Source organism: Bradyrhizobium sp. STM 3562, assembly GCF_045571435.1.
Lineage (GTDB): Bacteria > Pseudomonadota > Alphaproteobacteria > Rhizobiales > Xanthobacteraceae > Bradyrhizobium.
Window position 1 is genome coordinate 7435907 of the sequence record NZ_CP120694.1, and the last position, 16919, is coordinate 7452825.

18 protein-coding genes are annotated in these 16919 nt (G+C 63.3%); 9 read left to right on the top strand and 9 right to left on the bottom strand.

Going from position 1 to position 16919, the window contains the following annotated elements:
• Positions 1-78 precede the first annotated feature (78 nt).
• From rpoD to P6U23_RS34385, 4 genes are all read right to left on the bottom strand, one after another.
• Positions 79-2214 carry an RNA polymerase sigma factor RpoD gene (gene rpoD, locus P6U23_RS34370; RefSeq protein ID WP_407176751.1) on the bottom strand — a complete coding sequence of 712 codons (2136 nt, stop codon included), beginning with the start codon at positions 2212-2214 and terminating at the stop codon, positions 79-81.
• 247 nt (positions 2215-2461) lie between these two features.
• Positions 2462-4450, bottom strand: coding sequence for a DNA primase (dnaG, locus tag P6U23_RS34375; protein WP_407176752.1), 1989 nt, complete (start codon positions 4448-4450; stop codon positions 2462-2464).
• 197 nt (positions 4451-4647) lie between these two features.
• Positions 4648-5046 carry a gamma-glutamylcyclotransferase gene (locus P6U23_RS34380; protein WP_407176753.1) on the bottom strand — a complete coding sequence of 133 codons (399 nt, stop codon included), beginning with the start codon at positions 5044-5046 and terminating at the stop codon, positions 4648-4650.
• A gap of 169 nt (positions 5047-5215) precedes the next feature.
• Positions 5216-5464, bottom strand: a complete 249-nt coding sequence (locus tag P6U23_RS34385) for a hypothetical protein (protein WP_407181789.1) — start codon at positions 5462-5464, stop codon at positions 5216-5218.
• Here P6U23_RS34385 and P6U23_RS34390 point away from each other — a divergent pair.
• Positions 5437-6228, top strand: coding sequence for an N-formylglutamate amidohydrolase (locus P6U23_RS34390; protein WP_407176754.1), 792 nt, complete (start codon positions 5437-5439; stop codon positions 6226-6228). The genes P6U23_RS34385 and P6U23_RS34390 overlap by 28 nt on opposite strands.
• A gap of 29 nt (positions 6229-6257) precedes the next feature.
• Here the strand turns inward: P6U23_RS34390 and P6U23_RS34395 are convergent, their stop codons facing one another.
• From P6U23_RS34395 to P6U23_RS34405, 3 genes are all read right to left on the bottom strand, one after another.
• On the bottom strand, positions 6258-6875 hold the full coding sequence (locus P6U23_RS34395) for a LysE family translocator (RefSeq protein ID WP_407176755.1): 618 nt from the start codon (positions 6873-6875) through the stop codon (positions 6258-6260).
• Positions 6876-7098: 223 nt separating this feature from the next.
• A complete protein-coding gene (locus P6U23_RS34400; protein ID WP_407176756.1) occupies positions 7099-7650 on the bottom strand; it encodes a hypothetical protein in 552 nt (183 codons plus the stop codon).
• A gap of 11 nt (positions 7651-7661) precedes the next feature.
• On the bottom strand, positions 7662-9116 hold the full coding sequence (locus P6U23_RS34405; protein WP_407176757.1) for an LVIVD repeat-containing protein: 1455 nt from the start codon (positions 9114-9116) through the stop codon (positions 7662-7664).
• A 120-nt stretch (positions 9117-9236) separates the two neighbouring features.
• On the opposite strand from P6U23_RS34405, the gene P6U23_RS34410 reads away from it, so the two are divergent.
• The 4 genes from P6U23_RS34410 to P6U23_RS34425 are packed head-to-tail and all read left to right on the top strand — an operon-like array spanning position 9237 to position 11011.
• Complete coding sequence (locus P6U23_RS34410; RefSeq protein WP_407176758.1) at positions 9237-9551, top strand: ArsR/SmtB family transcription factor; 315 nt, start codon at positions 9237-9239, stop codon at positions 9549-9551.
• Positions 9544-10032 (top strand): SRPBCC family protein, encoded by a 489-nt coding sequence (locus P6U23_RS34415; RefSeq protein WP_407176759.1) that lies wholly within the window; start codon positions 9544-9546, stop codon positions 10030-10032. Before P6U23_RS34410 ends, P6U23_RS34415 begins: the two co-directional genes overlap by 8 nt.
• Positions 10029-10496: an SRPBCC family protein gene (locus P6U23_RS34420; protein WP_407176760.1), complete on the top strand. Its 468-nt coding sequence runs from the start codon at positions 10029-10031 to the stop codon at positions 10494-10496. Before P6U23_RS34415 ends, P6U23_RS34420 begins: the two co-directional genes overlap by 4 nt.
• 2 nt (positions 10497-10498) lie before the next feature.
• Positions 10499-11011: an SRPBCC family protein gene (locus tag P6U23_RS34425; protein WP_407181685.1), complete on the top strand. Its 513-nt coding sequence runs from the start codon at positions 10499-10501 to the stop codon at positions 11009-11011.
• Positions 11012-11181: 170 nt separating this feature from the next.
• Here P6U23_RS34425 and P6U23_RS34430 read toward each other — a convergent pair whose 3' ends face one another.
• Entirely contained in the window at positions 11182-12789 is a 1608-nt protein-coding gene (locus P6U23_RS34430; protein ID WP_407181686.1) for an acyl-CoA synthetase, read from the bottom strand.
• 220 nt (positions 12790-13009) lie between these two features.
• Here P6U23_RS34430 and P6U23_RS34435 point away from each other — a divergent pair, with 220 nt between their 5' ends.
• On the top strand, positions 13010-14089 hold the full coding sequence (locus tag P6U23_RS34435; protein ID WP_407174502.1) for an IS630 family transposase: 1080 nt from the start codon (positions 13010-13012) through the stop codon (positions 14087-14089).
• Here P6U23_RS34435 and P6U23_RS34440 read toward each other — a convergent pair.
• Positions 14086-14541, bottom strand: coding sequence for a GatB/YqeY domain-containing protein (locus P6U23_RS34440; RefSeq protein ID WP_407176761.1), 456 nt, complete (start codon positions 14539-14541; stop codon positions 14086-14088). The genes P6U23_RS34435 and P6U23_RS34440 overlap by 4 nt on opposite strands.
• A 244-nt stretch (positions 14542-14785) precedes the next feature.
• Here P6U23_RS34440 and carA point away from each other — a divergent pair, with 244 nt between their 5' ends.
• The 3 genes from carA (at position 14786) to tnpB (ending at position 16918) form a co-directional block, all read left to right on the top strand.
• The gene (gene carA / locus P6U23_RS34445) at positions 14786-15976 is read left to right on the top strand and encodes a glutamine-hydrolyzing carbamoyl-phosphate synthase small subunit (RefSeq protein WP_407176762.1); all 1191 of its coding nucleotides are present in this window, start codon (positions 14786-14788) and stop codon (positions 15974-15976) included.
• 142 nt (positions 15977-16118) lie between these two features.
• Positions 16119-16571: an IS66-like element accessory protein TnpA gene (tnpA, locus tag P6U23_RS34450; RefSeq protein WP_407175595.1), complete on the top strand. Its 453-nt coding sequence runs from the start codon at positions 16119-16121 to the stop codon at positions 16569-16571.
• On the top strand, positions 16568-16918 hold the full coding sequence (gene tnpB / locus P6U23_RS34455) for an IS66 family insertion sequence element accessory protein TnpB (RefSeq protein WP_407175594.1): 351 nt from the start codon (positions 16568-16570) through the stop codon (positions 16916-16918). The genes tnpA and tnpB overlap by 4 nt, the downstream gene beginning before the upstream one ends.
• Position 16919 lies beyond the last annotated feature (1 nt).

Here is a 16919-nt window from a genome sequence, read left to right on the forward strand (position 1 = left end):
TTCGCCCGCCGCTTCGGTTTGGATGGTTTGCCGAGTCCCGCCTTCGCTAAAGCTACGGCGGGAATGCGAGCCGGGCGATCAATTATCCAAAAAGCTCCGCAGCTTCCGCGACCTCGACGGATGCTTCAGCTTGCGCAGTGCCTTTGCTTCGATCTGGCGGATGCGTTCGCGGGTGACCGAGAACTGCTGGCCGACTTCTTCCAGCGTGTGATCGGTGTTCATGCCGATGCCGAAGCGCATGCGGAGCACGCGTTCTTCACGCGGGGTGAGCGAGGCCAAAACGCGCGTGGTGGTTTCGCGCAGGTTGGACTGGATCGCGGCGTCGATCGGTAGGATCGCGTTCTTGTCCTCGATGAAATCGCCGAGATGGGAGTCCTCCTCGTCACCGACGGGCGTCTCCAGCGACAAGGGCTCCTTGGCGATCTTCAGGACCTTGCGCACCTTTTCGAGCGGCATGCCGAGCTTTTCGGCGAGCTCTTCCGGGGTCGGCTCGCGGCCGATCTCGTTGAGCATCTGGCGCGAGGTGCGCACGATCTTGTTGATCGTCTCGATCATGTGCACGGGGATGCGGATGGTGCGCGCCTGGTCGGCGATCGAGCGGGTGATCGCCTGCCGGATCCACCACGTCGCGTAGGTCGAGAACTTGTAGCCGCGGCGGTATTCGAACTTGTCGACCGCCTTCATCAGGCCGATGTTGCCTTCCTGGATCAGGTCGAGGAACTGCAGGCCGCGGTTGGTGTATTTCTTCGCGATCGAGATCACGAGGCGAAGGTTGGCTTCCACCATCTCCTTCTTGGCCTGGCGCGCCTCGCGCTCGCCCTTCTGCACGCCGTGCACGATCTTGCGGAACTCGCCGATCTCGAGCCCGGTGAGCGCGGCCAGCGACTGGATCTCGTGGCGCAGGTCCTTGATGCGGTCCTTCTCGTGGTGGACGAAATTCTTCCAGCCCTTGGCGGAGAGCTTCGAGACGCGGTTGAGCCAGCGCGGATCGAGCTCCGAGCCCTGGTAGTTGCGCAGGAAGTCGTCGCGCGCCACGCCATGGCTGTCGGCGAGCCGCATCAGCCGGCTCTCGAAGGAGACCAGCTTCTTGTTGATGTCATAGAGCTGCTCGACGAGGGAATCGATGCGCGCCTGGTTCAGCCGCAGCGACTTCACCTCGACGATGATCTCGTCCTTCAGCTTCTTGTACTTGCGCTCCTGCGAGGGCGTCAGCGAGTCGTTCTGAAGCTGGTTGGCAATGTCCTGCTCCTGCAGCTTGCGCAGCTTCTTGTAGTTGTCGGCGATCTTGTCGAAGGTCTCCACCACCTTGGGCTTCAGCTCGGCCTCGATCGCGGCGAGCGACATCTGGTTTTCGAACTCGTCGTCGTCCATGTCGGCTTCGGCCGCGGCCTCCGCCGGATCCTTTTCCTCATCGCCCTCGCCGGCGCCGCTAGGTGCGGCACGGAACGGCGTCGGCGCGGGCGGAGCCGCGGGCGGCGCGACATGGGCCGGCGCAGCCTCGCCGTTCACCGCAGCGCCCTCGGCCTCGACCACCGGCTGGCCGTCAGGCCCGACCGGCGCGCCGACGATGCCGGGATTGCTCTTGGCGTCGGGACCGGCATAGGTCGCTTCGAGATCGATAATGTCGCGGAGGAAGATCTTGCCTTCGTTGAGCTCGTCGCGCCAGATGATGATGGCCTGGAAGGTGAGCGGGCTTTCGCACAGGCCCGCGATCATCGCCTCGCGGCCGGCCTCGATGCGTTTTGCGATGGCGATTTCGCCTTCGCGCGAGAGCAGCTCGACGGTGCCCATCTCGCGCAGATACATGCGCACGGGATCGTCGGTGCGCTCGCCGGGCTCTGATTTCTTGACCTCGGTGACGGCCTTCTGCGTGACCTCGACGAGCTCGTTGTCGGTCTCGTCTTCGCCCTCGTCCTTGTCCTCCTCGCCCTCGACGTCTTCCGCCTCGGTGACGTTGATGCCCATGTCCGAGAGCATCGACATGATGTCCTCGATCTGTTCGGGCGAGGTGGTGTCGGAGGGCAGCACTTCGTTGAGCTGATCAAAGGTCACGAAGCCGCGCTTCTTGGCCTGCTTGATCATCTTCTTGACCGCCGCGTCGGAAAGATCGAGCAACGGCGAGGGCGCGTCGGCTGTATCCTTTTCAGGAGTATCCGCTGCCTTGTCCTCTTTTTCCTTGTCCTTCACTTGCAGCGTCTTTGCCTTCGTGGCCATTCATTGCTCTCCAACGGCGCATCACGTAAATGCGTGAGCGGCGCCAGTCCTGATTCCGTTAAAAACAATCTTGACGCAGAAAGGGCGGCGCAAACGCTGTCGCCACCCCTGCGGTCCTCTTTTCTGGCTCGTCCGTTCTGGCGTTACAGCCGTTAAACTTCGCTTAACCCTGTTTATTGCCGCCAAACCTTGGATTTGGCGAGTCTTTTTGCGGGTTCCGGCCCCGGCCGTCCGCAACCAATTTCGATCAAACGCTTCGCTGGAACCGGCCCGAGAGCTGCCCGAACCCTTCGATCAGGGCCTCGGTCCCGTCCACCTCCGCCATCCGCGCCTTGACGTCACGCAGCCACGCCAGATTGGCCTCGGAGGCCTCCTCGCCTAACGCCAGCTCGGCGTCCTTCAGCTCCCTAAGTAGTGAATGCCACTGCCGATGCAAGGAGACGAGCTGGTGCCAGGTGGAAAGAACGTCGTCCCGCGCGGCCCCCTCGCGAGCGCCCCACACCGCAGCCGTTGTGATCGCCCGCTCAACCCTCTGAAGAAGCGCCAAAAATCCAGCCGCTTCCAGGTCCGAGCGCATCTTCTCGGCCTGCTCGTCAGGGTCAGGCGAATGGTGGTGATCGTTGGCGAATGCCGCAATGATGCCGGCGCGCAATTTGTGCGCTTCGGGGTGGGCCATTTCCAGCGCCGCCACCTCTTCGAGATGATCGTGCAAAAGCCAGGGGTGGTTAATGAGGCATTGCAGGATCAAGGCCTCCCTCCGGGACAGGCTCGCGCGTTGGCCGCGCAGCAAGGGACTGACCGCGAGCTGGGGGCTGGCCGGCTGGTAGGGTCCACGAGGGAGGGCCGCCCCGGGAGCCGGCCCGCGGCCGAAACGACCGCCACCACCCCCCGAACGGGGCCCGAAACTGCGGGGTGATTCGCGCCCCGGCCGGCCTCGCCCGCCCCCGCCGAAGCCGCGGATGGTTTCGGGCGCAAAGGCGCGCGCGATCCGCTCCGACAGATCCTGCCGATAGTAGCGCCGCACCACCTCGTCGCGGATGCCATTCGTGAGTTCGCCGATCCGCGCCTCCAGCGCAGCGCGGCGCTCGGGCGTTGAAAAGCTGCCGCCCTCGATCTCGCGCGACCAGATGACATCGGCGAGCGGGCGCGCCACGGAGATCACCTCCTCGATCGCCGCCCGGCCGCCGGCGCGGGCGAGATCGTCGGGGTCCTGCCCCTCCGGCAAGAGCGCAAAGCGCAGGCTCTTTCCGGGCTTTAAGTGCGGCATCGCCAGATCGGCGGCGCGCCAGGCCGCCTTCTGCCCGGCCCTGTCGCCGTCGAAGCAGAGGATCGGCTCGTCCGCCATCTTCCAGAGCAGCGCGAGCTGGTTTTCGGTGAGCGCGGTACCAAGCGGCGCGACAGTGCCCGCGAAACCTGAGGTGACCATGGCGATGACATCGACATAGCCCTCGACCACGACCAGCGGCGCGCCCTTGTGCGCGGCCGCGCGCGCGGTGGCCAGATTGTAGAGATTGTTGCCCTTGTGAAACAGTGGGGTTTCCGGCGAGTTCAGATATTTTGCCGGAACGTCCTTCTCCAGCGCGCGCCCACCGAAGGCGATCACGCGGCCGCGCAAGTCCGTGATCGGAAACATCACGCGGTCGCGGAAGCGGTCGTAAGGAACGGGAATGTCCTCGCCACCGATCAAAAGACCCGCTTCGACCATGTCCTCGACGGGAATGCCGTGGCCGCCCAGATGCTCCTTCAGCGCGAAGCGATCGGGCGACGCGTAGCCCAGGCGAAACTGCACTTGCGTGCCCGGAGAGATGCCGCGGTCGGCGAGATAGCCGCGCGCCTTGGCGCCGTTTCGCGAGGCTAGCGTGTCTGCGAAAAATTTCGCCGCCAGCTCCATGACGTCGTAGAGCGTCTTGCGGCGCTGCTCATGGCGCTCGGCATCAGGCGTTGCCGCGGGCAACGGCACGCCGGCCATCGCGGCCAGCCGCTCCACCGCTTCGATGAAGCCGACGCCCTCGGTCTCCATCACGAAATCAAAGATGTTGCCGTGCTTGCCGGAGGAGAAGTCGTGGTAAAATCCCTTTTGGTCGTTGACCGTGAAGGAGGGCGTCTTCTCCTGCTGGAACGGCGATAGCCCCTTCCATTCCCGCCCCGCTCGCTTCAGCTTGACGCGCTTGCCCACGACCTCCGACACCGGAAGCCGGGCGCGGATCTCGTCAAGGAATTGGGGGGTGAAGCGCATGAGCGGGATTAGAATCGAGTCGCGGCCAATCGGCTAGGCATATCGGGGTGAGGCGCGAAAATACGGGGATTGTCGGTGTTTTCCCGCTTATCCGCACGATTCACAGCCCTCACTGCGTCATGGCCAGGCTTGTCCCGGCGCGAAGAAAGCCGTAGTCATGCCCGGGACAAGCCCGGGCATGATGAATTTGCGGGGGGCTAGTGCTCCAGAAAGCGCCCCGACGCGATCCGCGGCAAGTCGGTGACCGGCCAGTTGTAGACATATGTCCACGCCTCGCTCGCGGTGCCGTCTGCGAGCGTCAGCGGAATCATCTGCCGCAGATATTCGGTGGGCTCGGGAAAACCTTCGCCGCAGGCTTCGTACATATCGAACTCGCGCAACAGCGCCTCGCGCTCGCGCAAGCGGAAGAGTTCGCCGTGCACGATGTCGGCGGCATCGTCCGAGAGCACCAGCCCCGGATAATGCTTCACGAGGTAAAGCCGACCCTGGCATTTTGCCTCGCCGAGAAAGTCGGCATTGGCGCCGAGCAGCCTTGCCATCGGGTGCTCGAAGCCGCGCATCAAGGTGCCGTAGACGAAGAGATGATCTGAGGGCATGGGATCTTGTTCGCACCTGTCATTCCCGGGCGCTCACATCCAGCGAGTGAACCCGGAACCTCGAAAAAGATGTGCAATTGCACGTCAGAGCTCGATGCTTCGCATCGCCTCAGAACGACGGCAAGAGAAATCGCGGAGGGAAATCGAGGAGACAAATCGCGGAGAGAAATCAACGCGCGCCGTTGAATACGCGCCGATCGTGGCCATCGTGCGGGCCACGCATGATGTTGTGTGCTCCAAAAGCGTCGGGGCGGCAATGCCGATATTCAGCCTTGTGATGAATCGTCAGTAACGGCATCGTCAAATCAACCACCATGATTTGGGCGATCTCATTTCGTGGGATAACCGCCCATTTCCACCTCGATCTGCTGCTTCGATAGGCAACAAACAATGGCTTCTGACGTTGCGGGCGCAACATCCTTGCTCCTCGAAAGTGGGGACCTGCCGCCGGTGCACGAATATAACCCCGCGGGCGCCTCGCCGTTTCTGCTCACCTGTGACCATTACGGACGGCTGTTGCCGAAGCGGCTTGGCGATCTCGGCCTGCCCGAGAGCGAGCTTGTCCGCCACATCGCCTGGGACATCGGCATTGCCGGCGTGGCCGAGCGGCTCGCGACGCTGATCGATGCGCATCTCGTCGCGCAACGCTATTCGCGGCTGGTGATCGACTGCAACCGCCCGCCAAGCGTCGCGAGCTCGATCCCGCGCCTGTCCGAGGCCACCCTCATTCCCGGCAATGAGGCGCTGCCGTCCGAGGCGATAAGGATGCGGCGGCGCGAGATTTTCGATCCCTATCACCAGCGCATCGATGCCATCATCGATCGGCGGCTGCATCAACACCGGCCGACGGTGCTGGTGTCGCTGCACAGCTTCACGCCCATCTATGCCGGCGTGGCGCGGCCCTGGCACATCGGCACGCTCTATCACCGCGACCGCACGCTGCCGCCGCTGCTCTTGAAAGCCTTGCGCGCCGAAGGCGATCTCGTGGTCGGCGACAACGAGCCCTACGCGGTCTCCGACCTGACCGACTACACCATCCCGGTACATGGCGAAGCGCGGGGCCTCGTCAACACCGGCATCGAGATCCGCCAGGATCTGATCGCCGATCAATCCGGCCAGCGTGAGTGGGCCGAACGGCTGGCGCGGATTCTCTCGGCAATAGAGGCGCAGTTGACGGGCTGAGATCGGCGCCCGCTATGCGATAGACTCTCTCACCTCGCGCGCGTCAGCGCGAGCCAGATGCCGCCGCCGATCATGAAGCCGCCGGAGACGCGCGAGAGCAGGCGCGTGCGGCGGGCGGAAAAGAACTTGCGGGCCCGGCCGGCCAGCAGCGCATAGGTCGCATCCGTCATCGCCGCGGTCACCATGAAGGTGACGCCAAGCAGTGCGACCTGCGAGACGTGGTCGCCGTTCATGTCCATGAATTGCGGAATGAAGGCGCCGAAAAAGATCAGCACCTTCGGGTTCGAGAGCAGCACCAGAAGGCCCTGCAGGAAGAAGCCGCCGCGCGGCGGGGGCGGCGCCTCCTCGGCGTGAATGCCTTCGACGGGAGAGCGGACCAGCTTGATGCCGAGCCAGACGAGATAGGCGGCGCCAGCAAAACGCACCCAATCGAACCAATAGCCCATGGTCGCCATCAGCGAGGTGAGCCCGACGGCGACGATGCCGATCACGATTGCAAGTCCCGCCTGCGCACCGAGGATGTTGATCAGCGCCGCACGGGTGCCGTGGCGAAGGCCGTTGGCGATGATCAGCGTGACGATCGGACCCGGCAGCAGCGCAAGCGCGATGCAGGCGGCGACGAAAGCGAGATAGGCTTGGAGGGACATGGGAGGGCTCGCGAAGCAGGTGAAGCGTCCATTATGCACGACAGAGAAGGAACCGGAAGCGGAGCCGCAAAACTGCCGTCGTCGGCCAGGCGATGCGCTGAGCCGGGGCCCGGCTTGCTGCGAAGAAAGCGCAACGACCACCTCGCGTCGCAACTCAGGCCTGTGGTTATGGGTCCTGACTTTCGTCGGGACGACGGTGGGGACCATGGCGCGATGAACCCATCTAACGTCCGCCCAGCGCAGCCATCATCCAGTGCTTCATGTCGCCGGTCTGAAGGAACTGCAACGCCGCGCGCTGCAGTTCGTCCGTACGCGCCCTCCCCTGCACCACCGCAACCAACACGTCGCAGCGATGCGACACGGCGATGCCGACCGCGCGATGCCGCACCCCACCGGCCATATCGAGATCATAGGCGCGCGAGCGCCCGGACATGTCGGCGACGCGGATGACCTTGCCCGGCGCGAGCGGCGCGAAACGTTCGCTGATCAGATCGAGATCGGCGACGCGGTCGACCTCGTCATCGTCGGCCACCCCGGTGTCGCAATTGCAGAAGCCGATCTTCGGCCGGACGTAGAGCTCGATGTGATTGCCGCAATCATCGCAGCGGAAGGCGCGGCCCGCCGGCCAGCCGTCGCGCGGATACGGCCAGGCGATTTCCTGCCAATGATCCCCGCCGGCGCCGGCCGCTTGCGGCCGCATCTTCTGGTAGGCGGCAACGCCTGACAATGCGCCAAACGCCAGGGCCGCGATCACAATGGCAGAGAAGCGCCGCATGGCCTTTGCCTTCACGGCAGGCCGGCGATCGCGCGCGCTTCGCCGGTCAATTCCAGAATGTGCAGGCCGGTGTTGGCGCGATCCACCGCGTAGACATAGCCGCGGTCATCGGTTTCGACATTGTTGGTCTGGATCGCGACCTTGCAGCGCTCGCCGCCCTCGACGGTGACGCAGCGCTTGTCGGTGGCCGGCGTAATCGAGGGGATGAAATAGCCGACCTCCTTGGGGTGATAGGGATCGCGGATGTCGAGCGCGCGCACCCCGGCATTGAAGAAGGCGATGAAGGCGAGCTTCTTGTAATAGACGCCTGCCATGCTCTCATTGGAGGAATGTGAGCCGAAGCGGCCGCCGCGTTCGCAGAAATTGCCGCTCGCCTCCGGCACTGTGTAGCTCGAGATCATCATCGGCCGCGTCTCGGTGGTGACGTCGGCAAACCAGACCATCTGCCGCGGCTCGCCGCATTCGTTCTGGATCGCCTCATCCACGATCATGACAATGTCGCGCTTCTGACCGTCGTTGTCGTGCGCGAATTCGCCGATCGACATGCCCGGCATCGGAAACGTCGTGTGCGCGCCGTTGAAGGCACTCATCGTGAGGCGCGAAATCTCGGGATAGCGCAGGTTCTCCGGCGTCGGCTCCTTCGGCCCATGCAGAAGCTTGTCGCGGTCGACGATTTGCATGATGCCGCCCTTATCGGTGCCGTAGCCGAAATAGACACGGTTGCCTTGCGGCCCGGTCGAGATCGGGCCGTGCAACTCGGTCGGCACCGGGCCGGTCGAACCCGGCTCCTGCCCGACCAGGCCAAAATCCCTGATCTTCACGGGGTGCGCCGGATCGGAGAGATCATAGACCTGCGTCATGCGGCGCACGCGCCAGCCCGGCGCGCCCGAAACCAGATAGGCAATGCCGGTGTCGCATTCCCACCAGTTCTTGTGCGTGTCCTTCAGGTCTTCGCCGATCCGGCTCACCAGCACGGGATTGGCGGGATCGGCGACGTTCCAGATCTCATGGCCTTCGCTGCCGACCGCGCGCAGCATGTAGACCGCGTTCGGATCGCCTTTCGGCAGCGTCTTGCCGTCGCACACCCGCACCATCTGCGCCCCGCCGGATTCGTATTTGCCCTCCTGCCCCGGAATATGATGCAGATATTTCGGATGGGCGGGATCGGTGACGTCGACGATCGAGGTGCCGTTGGGCTCGGCCTTGCCGGTCATCGGATTGACGGGATCGGGCACAGCGTCGGTGCCGCCGTGATGGCCGATATAGGCGATCCAGCGCTCGCCCTGATGATGAATGGTCGGCTGATAGGCGCTGCGCGCCTGCAGATCGTTGTACCCGACCAGGCGCATGTTGGAGGCTTCCGGCGGCGCGCCGATCACCTGCTGCTGCGCCGCCGCGACACCGGCGTCCAAGAAGGCAATCAAGAAGGAAACGGCGAAACACAATGCGACGGCAACGCGAGGCATCTTTCCACCCACCCTTTGCGAACCAATCTTCGTTGGCTGACGTGGAACCTAACACGGTCATATGCATGCCCAAAGACACGCTATTGACATGCAACCATTTGGTTGCCTATTATCCAAGCCATGGATGAGGTCTTCAAAGCGCTGGCCGACGCTTCGAGACGGTCGCTGCTCGACAGGCTTCACGCCAGAAACGGACAGACGCTGAACGAACTCTGCGAAGGGCTCGACATGACGCGCCAGGCCGTGACCAAGCACCTTGCGATTCTCGAAGAGGCAAACCTCGTGACCACGCTGCGGCATGGGCGGGAGAAGCTGCACTACCTCAACCCGGTCCCGATCCATCAGATCGGCGAACGCTGGATCAAGAAGTTCGAGCGCGCCAAGCTCGTCGCGCTCAGCGAATTAAAAAAGCAACTGGAGAAACGCGATGAGTAAACCGCAATTCGTCTATGTCATCTATATCGCGTCGACGCCGGAGAAGGTGTTTGAAGCGCTGACCAGCACCGAAGCATCGCGGCGCTATTGGCACGGAAATTTTGTCGAGTCGGACTGGAAGGTCGGCTCTCCATTCGCGCTTCGGCTGGTACGGCATGAAAAAGACGACATCACCGGCGAGGTCCTCGAATGCGATCCTCCAAGGCGCCTGTCTTACTCGTTTCGTGCGCAAGACAATTTGGACGGCGGGAAGCCTTCGCGCGTGACCTTCGAATTGGAGCCCCAGCGGGATCAGGTCAGACTGACGATGATACACGACCAGTTCGAGCCCGGAAGCGAAGTGCTCGAAAAGGTCAGCCAGGGCTGGCCGCTGGTTTTGTCCAGTCTGAAGAGCTATGTCGAATGCGGCAAGGTGCTGTACGCGCCCTGGTATGAGGACCAGCCGGTTGTGCCGGAGAAGGTGGCGGGAGCGGTACGATGAGCAGGCCGGAATTCGTCTACGTCACCTATATCGAGACCACGCCGGAAGATTTGTGGGACGCGCTGACCTCCAGCGAGTTCACGCGGCGTTACTGGTTCGGCGCGGAAGTACGCTCCGACTGGAAGGTGGGCTCCTCCTTCGCGCTGATCATGGATGGACAGACAACCGATGAGGGCGAGATCCTCGAGGCCGATCGGCCGCGCCGGCTGGCCTACACGTTCAAACATGTTCTGAAGGAAGACCTGCGCAAGGAGCCGGCATCGAAAGTCGTCTTTACGATCGAGCCCCACGGCAAGGTAACGAAGCTGACGCTCACGCATGACGGCTTCACCGAAGGCAGCAAATTCCTTGACGGCACCTCCAAGGGATGGCCGGCCATTCTGTCCAACCTCAAGAGCCTGCTGGAGCAGGGCGAAGCGCTGACGATTCCACTGTCCGCGCTTGGCATCGAGGGAGTCGGCTGATGATCGATATCACCCAGTTCAAACCGGCGATCGTCTACACGATCTATATCGCCTCCACGCCAGAGAAGGTGTGGGAGGCGCTGACGAGCGCCGAGTTCAGCCGCCAATATTTTAGCGGCAATGCGGTCGAGGTGGACCCGCGGATCGGCGGCGCCTTCATCGTGCGCGCGCCCGACGGCTCGCTGCATATCTCGGGCGAGGTGATCGAATGCGTGCCCTACCGCAAGCTGACCGTCACCTTCAACGTCAACTGGCCGGCGCTGATCGAAAAGCTGGGACCGACGCTCGTGACTTACGAGATCGAACCGGCCGACGATGTGGTGAAGCTCACCATGCTGCAGTCGCACGACCGTCCGCTGAGCGACGACATCCTGTCCGGCGGCCGCCAGGGCTGGCCCGCGATCCTCTCCAGCCTCAAGAGCGTGCTGGAGACCGGCAAGCCGCTGGTGATCAAGATGGCCCCACCGCAACGCATGCTGGACGCGCTGAAAGCGCTGGGGATTGCGACGCCGTAGTTCGCACCGTCGTTCCGGCCAGGCGAAGCGCGAGCCGCGACCTATAATCACAGGAGGCGATGGAGCGGGACATCGCCAACCCCGGGCATGACGGTGGAGAGAGCTTCGCGATACCGCAAGGCTGTGGTTATGGGCCCCGGCTTTCGCCGGGGCGACGGCCGGATTTGTTGCTACCCCCTCGCCCGCAACTCCCGCCGCAGCACCTTGCCTGTCGCGGTCATCGGCAGGCTGTCGGCGAACTGCACGTGGCGCGGATATTCGTGCGCGGCGAGTTTGACCTTGACGAAATCCTGGATCTCGCGCGCGAGCTGCTCGCTCGGCGCAAAGCCCGGCCGCAGCACGATCCAGGCCTTGACCGCTTCGGTGCGGATCGGGTCGGGAACGCCGACCACGGCCGAGAGCGCCACCGCCGGATGCTTGAGCAGCGTGTCCTCGATCTCCGAGGGCCCGATGCGATAGCCGGCACTGGTGATGACGTCGTCTTCGCGGCTCATGTACCAGAAGTAGCCGTCCTCATCCTGGCGGCCGAGATCGCCGGTGAGCAAGAATCCACCGGCATATTTTTTCGCCGTCGCTTCCGGATTGCGCCAATATTCGATCATCGTCACCGGGTTTGGCTGGCGTACTCCGATGATGCCGCGTTCGCCGCGCGGCAGCTCGTTGCCCTTCTCGTCGATGATGCGGACCTCGAAGCCGGGCGTCGCCTTGCCCATCGAGCCCGGCCTGATCGGAAACAGCTTTGCATTGTTGCCGATGACGAGATTGCATTCGGTCTGGCCGTAGATCTCATGGGCTTCGACAGCGAAAGTCGCGCGGACCCAGTCCAGAAGCTCGGCCCCTAGCGACTCGCCGCCGGAAAAAATGCTGCGCAGCTTCACGCCGGCGTGCTTCACGTCCGCCTGCCGCAGCAATTTCAATGCAGTCGGCGGCAGGAACACGTTGCGGATCGCATAGCGGGACATCAGCTCCATGGCCGCCTCCGGCTCGAACTTCTTGGCGCGATGGCCGACCACGGGCACGCCGTGATAGAGCGCCGGAAACAGCGCATCGAACAGGCCGCCGATCCACGCCCAGTCGGCCGGCGTCCACATCACGTCGCCTGGCTTGGGAAAGAAATCATGTGCCATTTCGACGTTCGGCAGATGTCCCAGCAGCACGCGATGGGCGTGCAGCGCGCCCTTCGGATTTCCCGTCGTGCCGGAGGTGTAGATGATGATGGCGGGATCGTCGGCCGCGGTGTCGACAGTGGGGAAATGGTCGGAGGCGCGCTCGATCTCGGCCCAGAACGATTTCGCACCGGCTGAGCCACGGCCGGCGACATAGACGCTTTTCAGCTCGGGCAGGCGATCGCGAATCCCGGCGATCTTCTGCAAGCCGGCTTCGTCGGTCACCACCACTTTGGCGCCGGAATTCTGCAGCCGAAATTGCAGTGCGTCTTCGCCGAACAGCGAGAACAGCGGCACCGAGATCAGCCCGGCGCGAAACGCCGCGAGATGGACGACCGGCAGCTCCAGCGATTGCGACAGAAACACCGCGATGCGATCGCCACGGGCAAGGCCATCGGCTTTGAGGACATTGGCGAAGCGGCTTGAAAGGCCGCGCAGTTCGTCAAACGACGTTCGCTGCGCAATGCCGTCCTCGTCGACATAGATCAGCGCGAGGCGGCCGGAGCCGTCGGCGTAGCGGTCGCAGCAGGCAGTGGCGATATTGAACCGCGCGGGAATGTCCCAGCGGAAGTTGCGATAGAGTTCGTCGTAGCTCGATGTTTCCGTCAGCATGGCGAGCTTTTCCTCCGTCATGGCCGGGCTTCGTCCGGGCCATCCACGTCTTTCTTGATTACCGCCAGTTTTAAAGCCGTGGGTGCCCGGGACAAGCCCGGGCATGACGATGCGGATAGAGAGTGCCTCTATCCAGCGGTGCGCACGAGCAACGTGGCCCCTAGTGTTCCGTCACTGACAGACGATTCACAAATCGGCGCGAACCTGCAAGTCTGCGCCGATGAGGAAGATCGAACAGATTGCGGTCGGCGCGACCGATCGTGAGCGACTGGAGCGGCTGGTCCGGGGCCGGAACACGCCGCAGAAGGTGGTTTGGAGAGCACGGATCGTGTTGCTGGCAAGCGATGGACTGACGGCGGAGGCGATTGCGGCGGCGGTTGGCAAGAGCCTGCTGACCGTGCGCCGCTGGCGTCAGCGCTACTTGGCGAAAGGCGTGGACGGGCTGCTGAAGGACGCGACCCGGCCATCGCGCGTCAAACCGTTGTCGCCCGAAAAGATCAAGCAGGTTGTGCACATGACGCTGCACGAGAAGCCGCCAAATGCGACCCATTGGAGCGTGCGCAGCATGGCGAAGGCGGTGGGCCTCTCCTACAGCAGCGTCCAGCGTATCTGGCATGCGCACGAACTGAAACCGCATCTCGTCGACACCTTCAAAGTCTCGCGCGACAGGAACTTCGCTGCCAAGGTGGAAGACGTGGTCGGGCTCTATCTCAATCCGCCGGACAAGGCGCTGGTCCTCTGCGTCGATGAAAAGAGCCAAATCCAGGCTCTCGATCGTACCCAGCCCGGTCTGCCCATGAAGAAGGGCCGCGCCGGCACCATGACCCACGACTACAAGCGCAACGGCACTACGACCTTGTTCGCGGCACTCAGCATGCTGGACGGCAAGGTGATCGGGACGTGCATGCCACGCCATCGGCATCGTGAGTTCCTTCGCTTTCTCAGGCTGATCGACCAGCAGACCCCGCCCGGCCTCGACCTGCATCTGGTCGTTGACAACTATGCGACCCACAAAACGCCGGCCGTAAAGCGTTGGCTCAAGGCGCATCCACGCTTCCATTTGCACTTCACTCCGACCTCGGCCTCTTGGCTCAACATGGTGGAGCGCTTCTTTGCCGAGATCACTCGAAACCGCATCCGCCGCGGCACCTTCGAGAATGTCGCCGAACTGAAAAGCGCGATCATGGAATACCTGGAAAACCACAATGCCGATCCAAAGCCCTTCATCTGGACCAAGTCCGCAGGCGAAATCCTCGAAAAAGTCGCCCGTGCGAAACAAGCGTTAGAGTCACAACACTAGCCCGTCAATGCGGCCTTCACCAGGCCGCTTGCCTTGGCAAAATCCATCTGCCCGGCATATTTCGCCTTCAGCGCGCCGATCACCTTGCCCATGTCCTTGACGCCGGCCGCATGGGTCTCGGCGATGATGGCGGCAATCGCCGCTTTCACCTCCTCCTCCGACATCTGCTTGGGCAAATAGGCCGAGATGACCGCGATCTCCTCGCGCTCTTGCGCGGCGAGCTCCGCGCGCCCGCCCTTGTCGTAAAGCTCGACCGCCTCCTGGCGCTGCTTGATCATCTTCTGCAGCACCGAGAGCAGCTCGGCGTCCGACAATGGCGGCTTGCCCTGGCCGCGCGCCTCGATATCGGCATTCTTGATGGTGGAATTGACCATGCGCAACGTGCCGAGCTTGCGCTCGTCCTTGGCCTTCATGGCCTCCTTCACCGCGTTATTGATGTCGTCGCGCAGCATCGGCTTGTCCTCTTCAGGCTTTTCGAGTGAGCGGGATCTTTTCGGAAAACCGGTATCCACTTCTCCGGATCATGCTCCAGGGTCCCTGATCTAGGCCGTTCGCCTTCCCGAAACAACCAAGTTCCATGGCCGGCGGCCCGCTCGCAAAACCCCGCCATTGGGCCCTCCAATATGCGGAAAACGCATGTGAATCGGCACCCTTTGCTTTGACGCCGGCGGAAGCGGGGACTATGTAGGGTGCATCATGACCCCGATCGATAACGATGCCGCCTGGCCGGACCACAAGCCGACCGCGCTGTTAGTGCTCGCCGATGGCACGGTCCTGGAGGGCTTTGGCCTTGGCGCCGAGGGCCACGCCGTGGGCGAGGTCTGCTTCAACACCGCCATGACCGGCTATGAGGAGATTCTCACCGATCCCTCCTATGCCGGGCAAATCATCACCTTCACCTTCCCGCATATCGGCAATGTCGGCACCAACGAGGACGACATCGAGACGGTGAACATGGCGGCGACGCCCGGTGCGCGCGGCGTGATCCTGCGCACCGCAATCACCGATCCGTCCAACTACCGCGCCACCCGCCATCTCGACCAGTGGCTGAAGGCACGCGGCATCATTGGCCTGTCCGGGATCGATACCCGTGCGCTGACCTCGCTGATCCGCAGCAAGGGCATGCCCAACGCCGTAATCGCGCATGCAAAGGACGGCAAGTTCGACCTGCACGGGCTCAAGGAAGAAGCACGGGAATGGCCGGGGCTCGAGGGCATGGACCTGGTGCCGATGGTCACCTGCGGCCAGCGTTTCACCTGGGACGAGACGCCCTGGGTGTGGAATGAAGGCTTTGGCCGGCAGGAGAATCCCGAGTTCAACGTCGTCGCCGTCGATTACGGCATCAAGCGCAACATCCTGCGGCTGCTTGCGGGCGTCGGCTGCAAGGTCACCGTGGTGCCGGCCACCACATCGGCCGAAGACATTCTGGCGATGAAGCCGGATGGCGTGTTCCTCTCCAACGGCCCCGGCGATCCCGCCGCGACCGGCAAATATGCGGTGCCGGTGATCCAGAAGGTGATCGAGTCGGGCACGCCCACTTTCGGCATTTGCCTAGGCCATCAGATGCTGGGCCTCGCCGTGGGTGCCAAGACCAAGAAGATGCATCAGGGGCATCATGGCGCCAACCACCCAGTGAAGGACGAGACCACCGGCAAGGTCGAGATCACCTCGATGAACCACGGCTTTGCCGTGGACCAGGCGACGCTGCCCGCCGGCGCCACGCAGACCCACATCTCGCTGTTCGACGGCTCCAATTGCGGCATCGCGCTCGAGGGCAAGCCGGTGTTTTCCGTGCAGTATCACCCGGAGGCCTCGCCGGGCCCGCGGGACTCGCATTACCTGTTCCGGCGTTTTGCCGATCTGATGCGGGAAAAGAAGCGGGCGTAACGGACGCTCCTGGCTTTCGCTCGACTTGGGGCGGACCGAACCCGGAACCTCGAGATTCGTGAGCGTCATCCAGGGACCACGGGCTGAGGGCTGATCTGGTCGGCTAGGAAGATCTCGTGGAATGATTTGTCACGAGGTCACCATGTCAAAGGATAGTCGTAAGGATGGCGATAAGGATAGGCATACGCCTATCCTCGAGGACGGCTCCGACACACTGCAGCGTGTCGAGATCATCACCGGGACCGGCCGGCGCCGGCGCTGGTCGACCGATGCGAAGGCGGCGATTGTCGCGGAGAGTTTTGCGCCGGGTGCAAGCGTGTCCGCGGTGGCACGACGACACGACATCAGCCCAAGCCTGTTGTTTCTGTGGCGTCGTCAGACAACGCGGGCGAAGGTCGCGGCGTGCGGGGACGGAGCCGTGCCACCTGGCTTTGTGCCGGTCGCGATCACCGGCTGCGGAGGCAAATTGCCGTCGTGCGAGGAGCAGGCGGCGATCGAGATCGAGGTCGGCGCGGTTCGCATCCGCGTCAGGGGGAGGGTCGACCGGCGGGCGCTGTGCGAGGTGCTGGCGGCAGTCGGGACGGTTGGCCGATGATCGGGCTGCGACCCGGGTTGTCGATCTGGATCGCGACGCAGCCGGTCGATTTCCGTCGCGGCATGGACTCGCTTGCGATGCTGGTGAGCGAGGCGTTTGGAGCCGATCCGTTCGACGGCGGACTTTACATCTTCCGCTCCAAGCGCCGAGATCGCGTGAAGATCCTGACCTGGGACGGAAGCGGCCTTGTCCTTTACTACAAGAGAATCGAGGGGCAGTTCACCTGGCCGCCGATCAAGCAAGGCGTCATGCCGCTATCTCATGCTCAGCTCTCGGTGCTGCTCGATGGCTCAGACTGGAAGCGTGTGCCGATGCGGGTTGTGGATCAGCCAGCACGAGCTGGTTGAT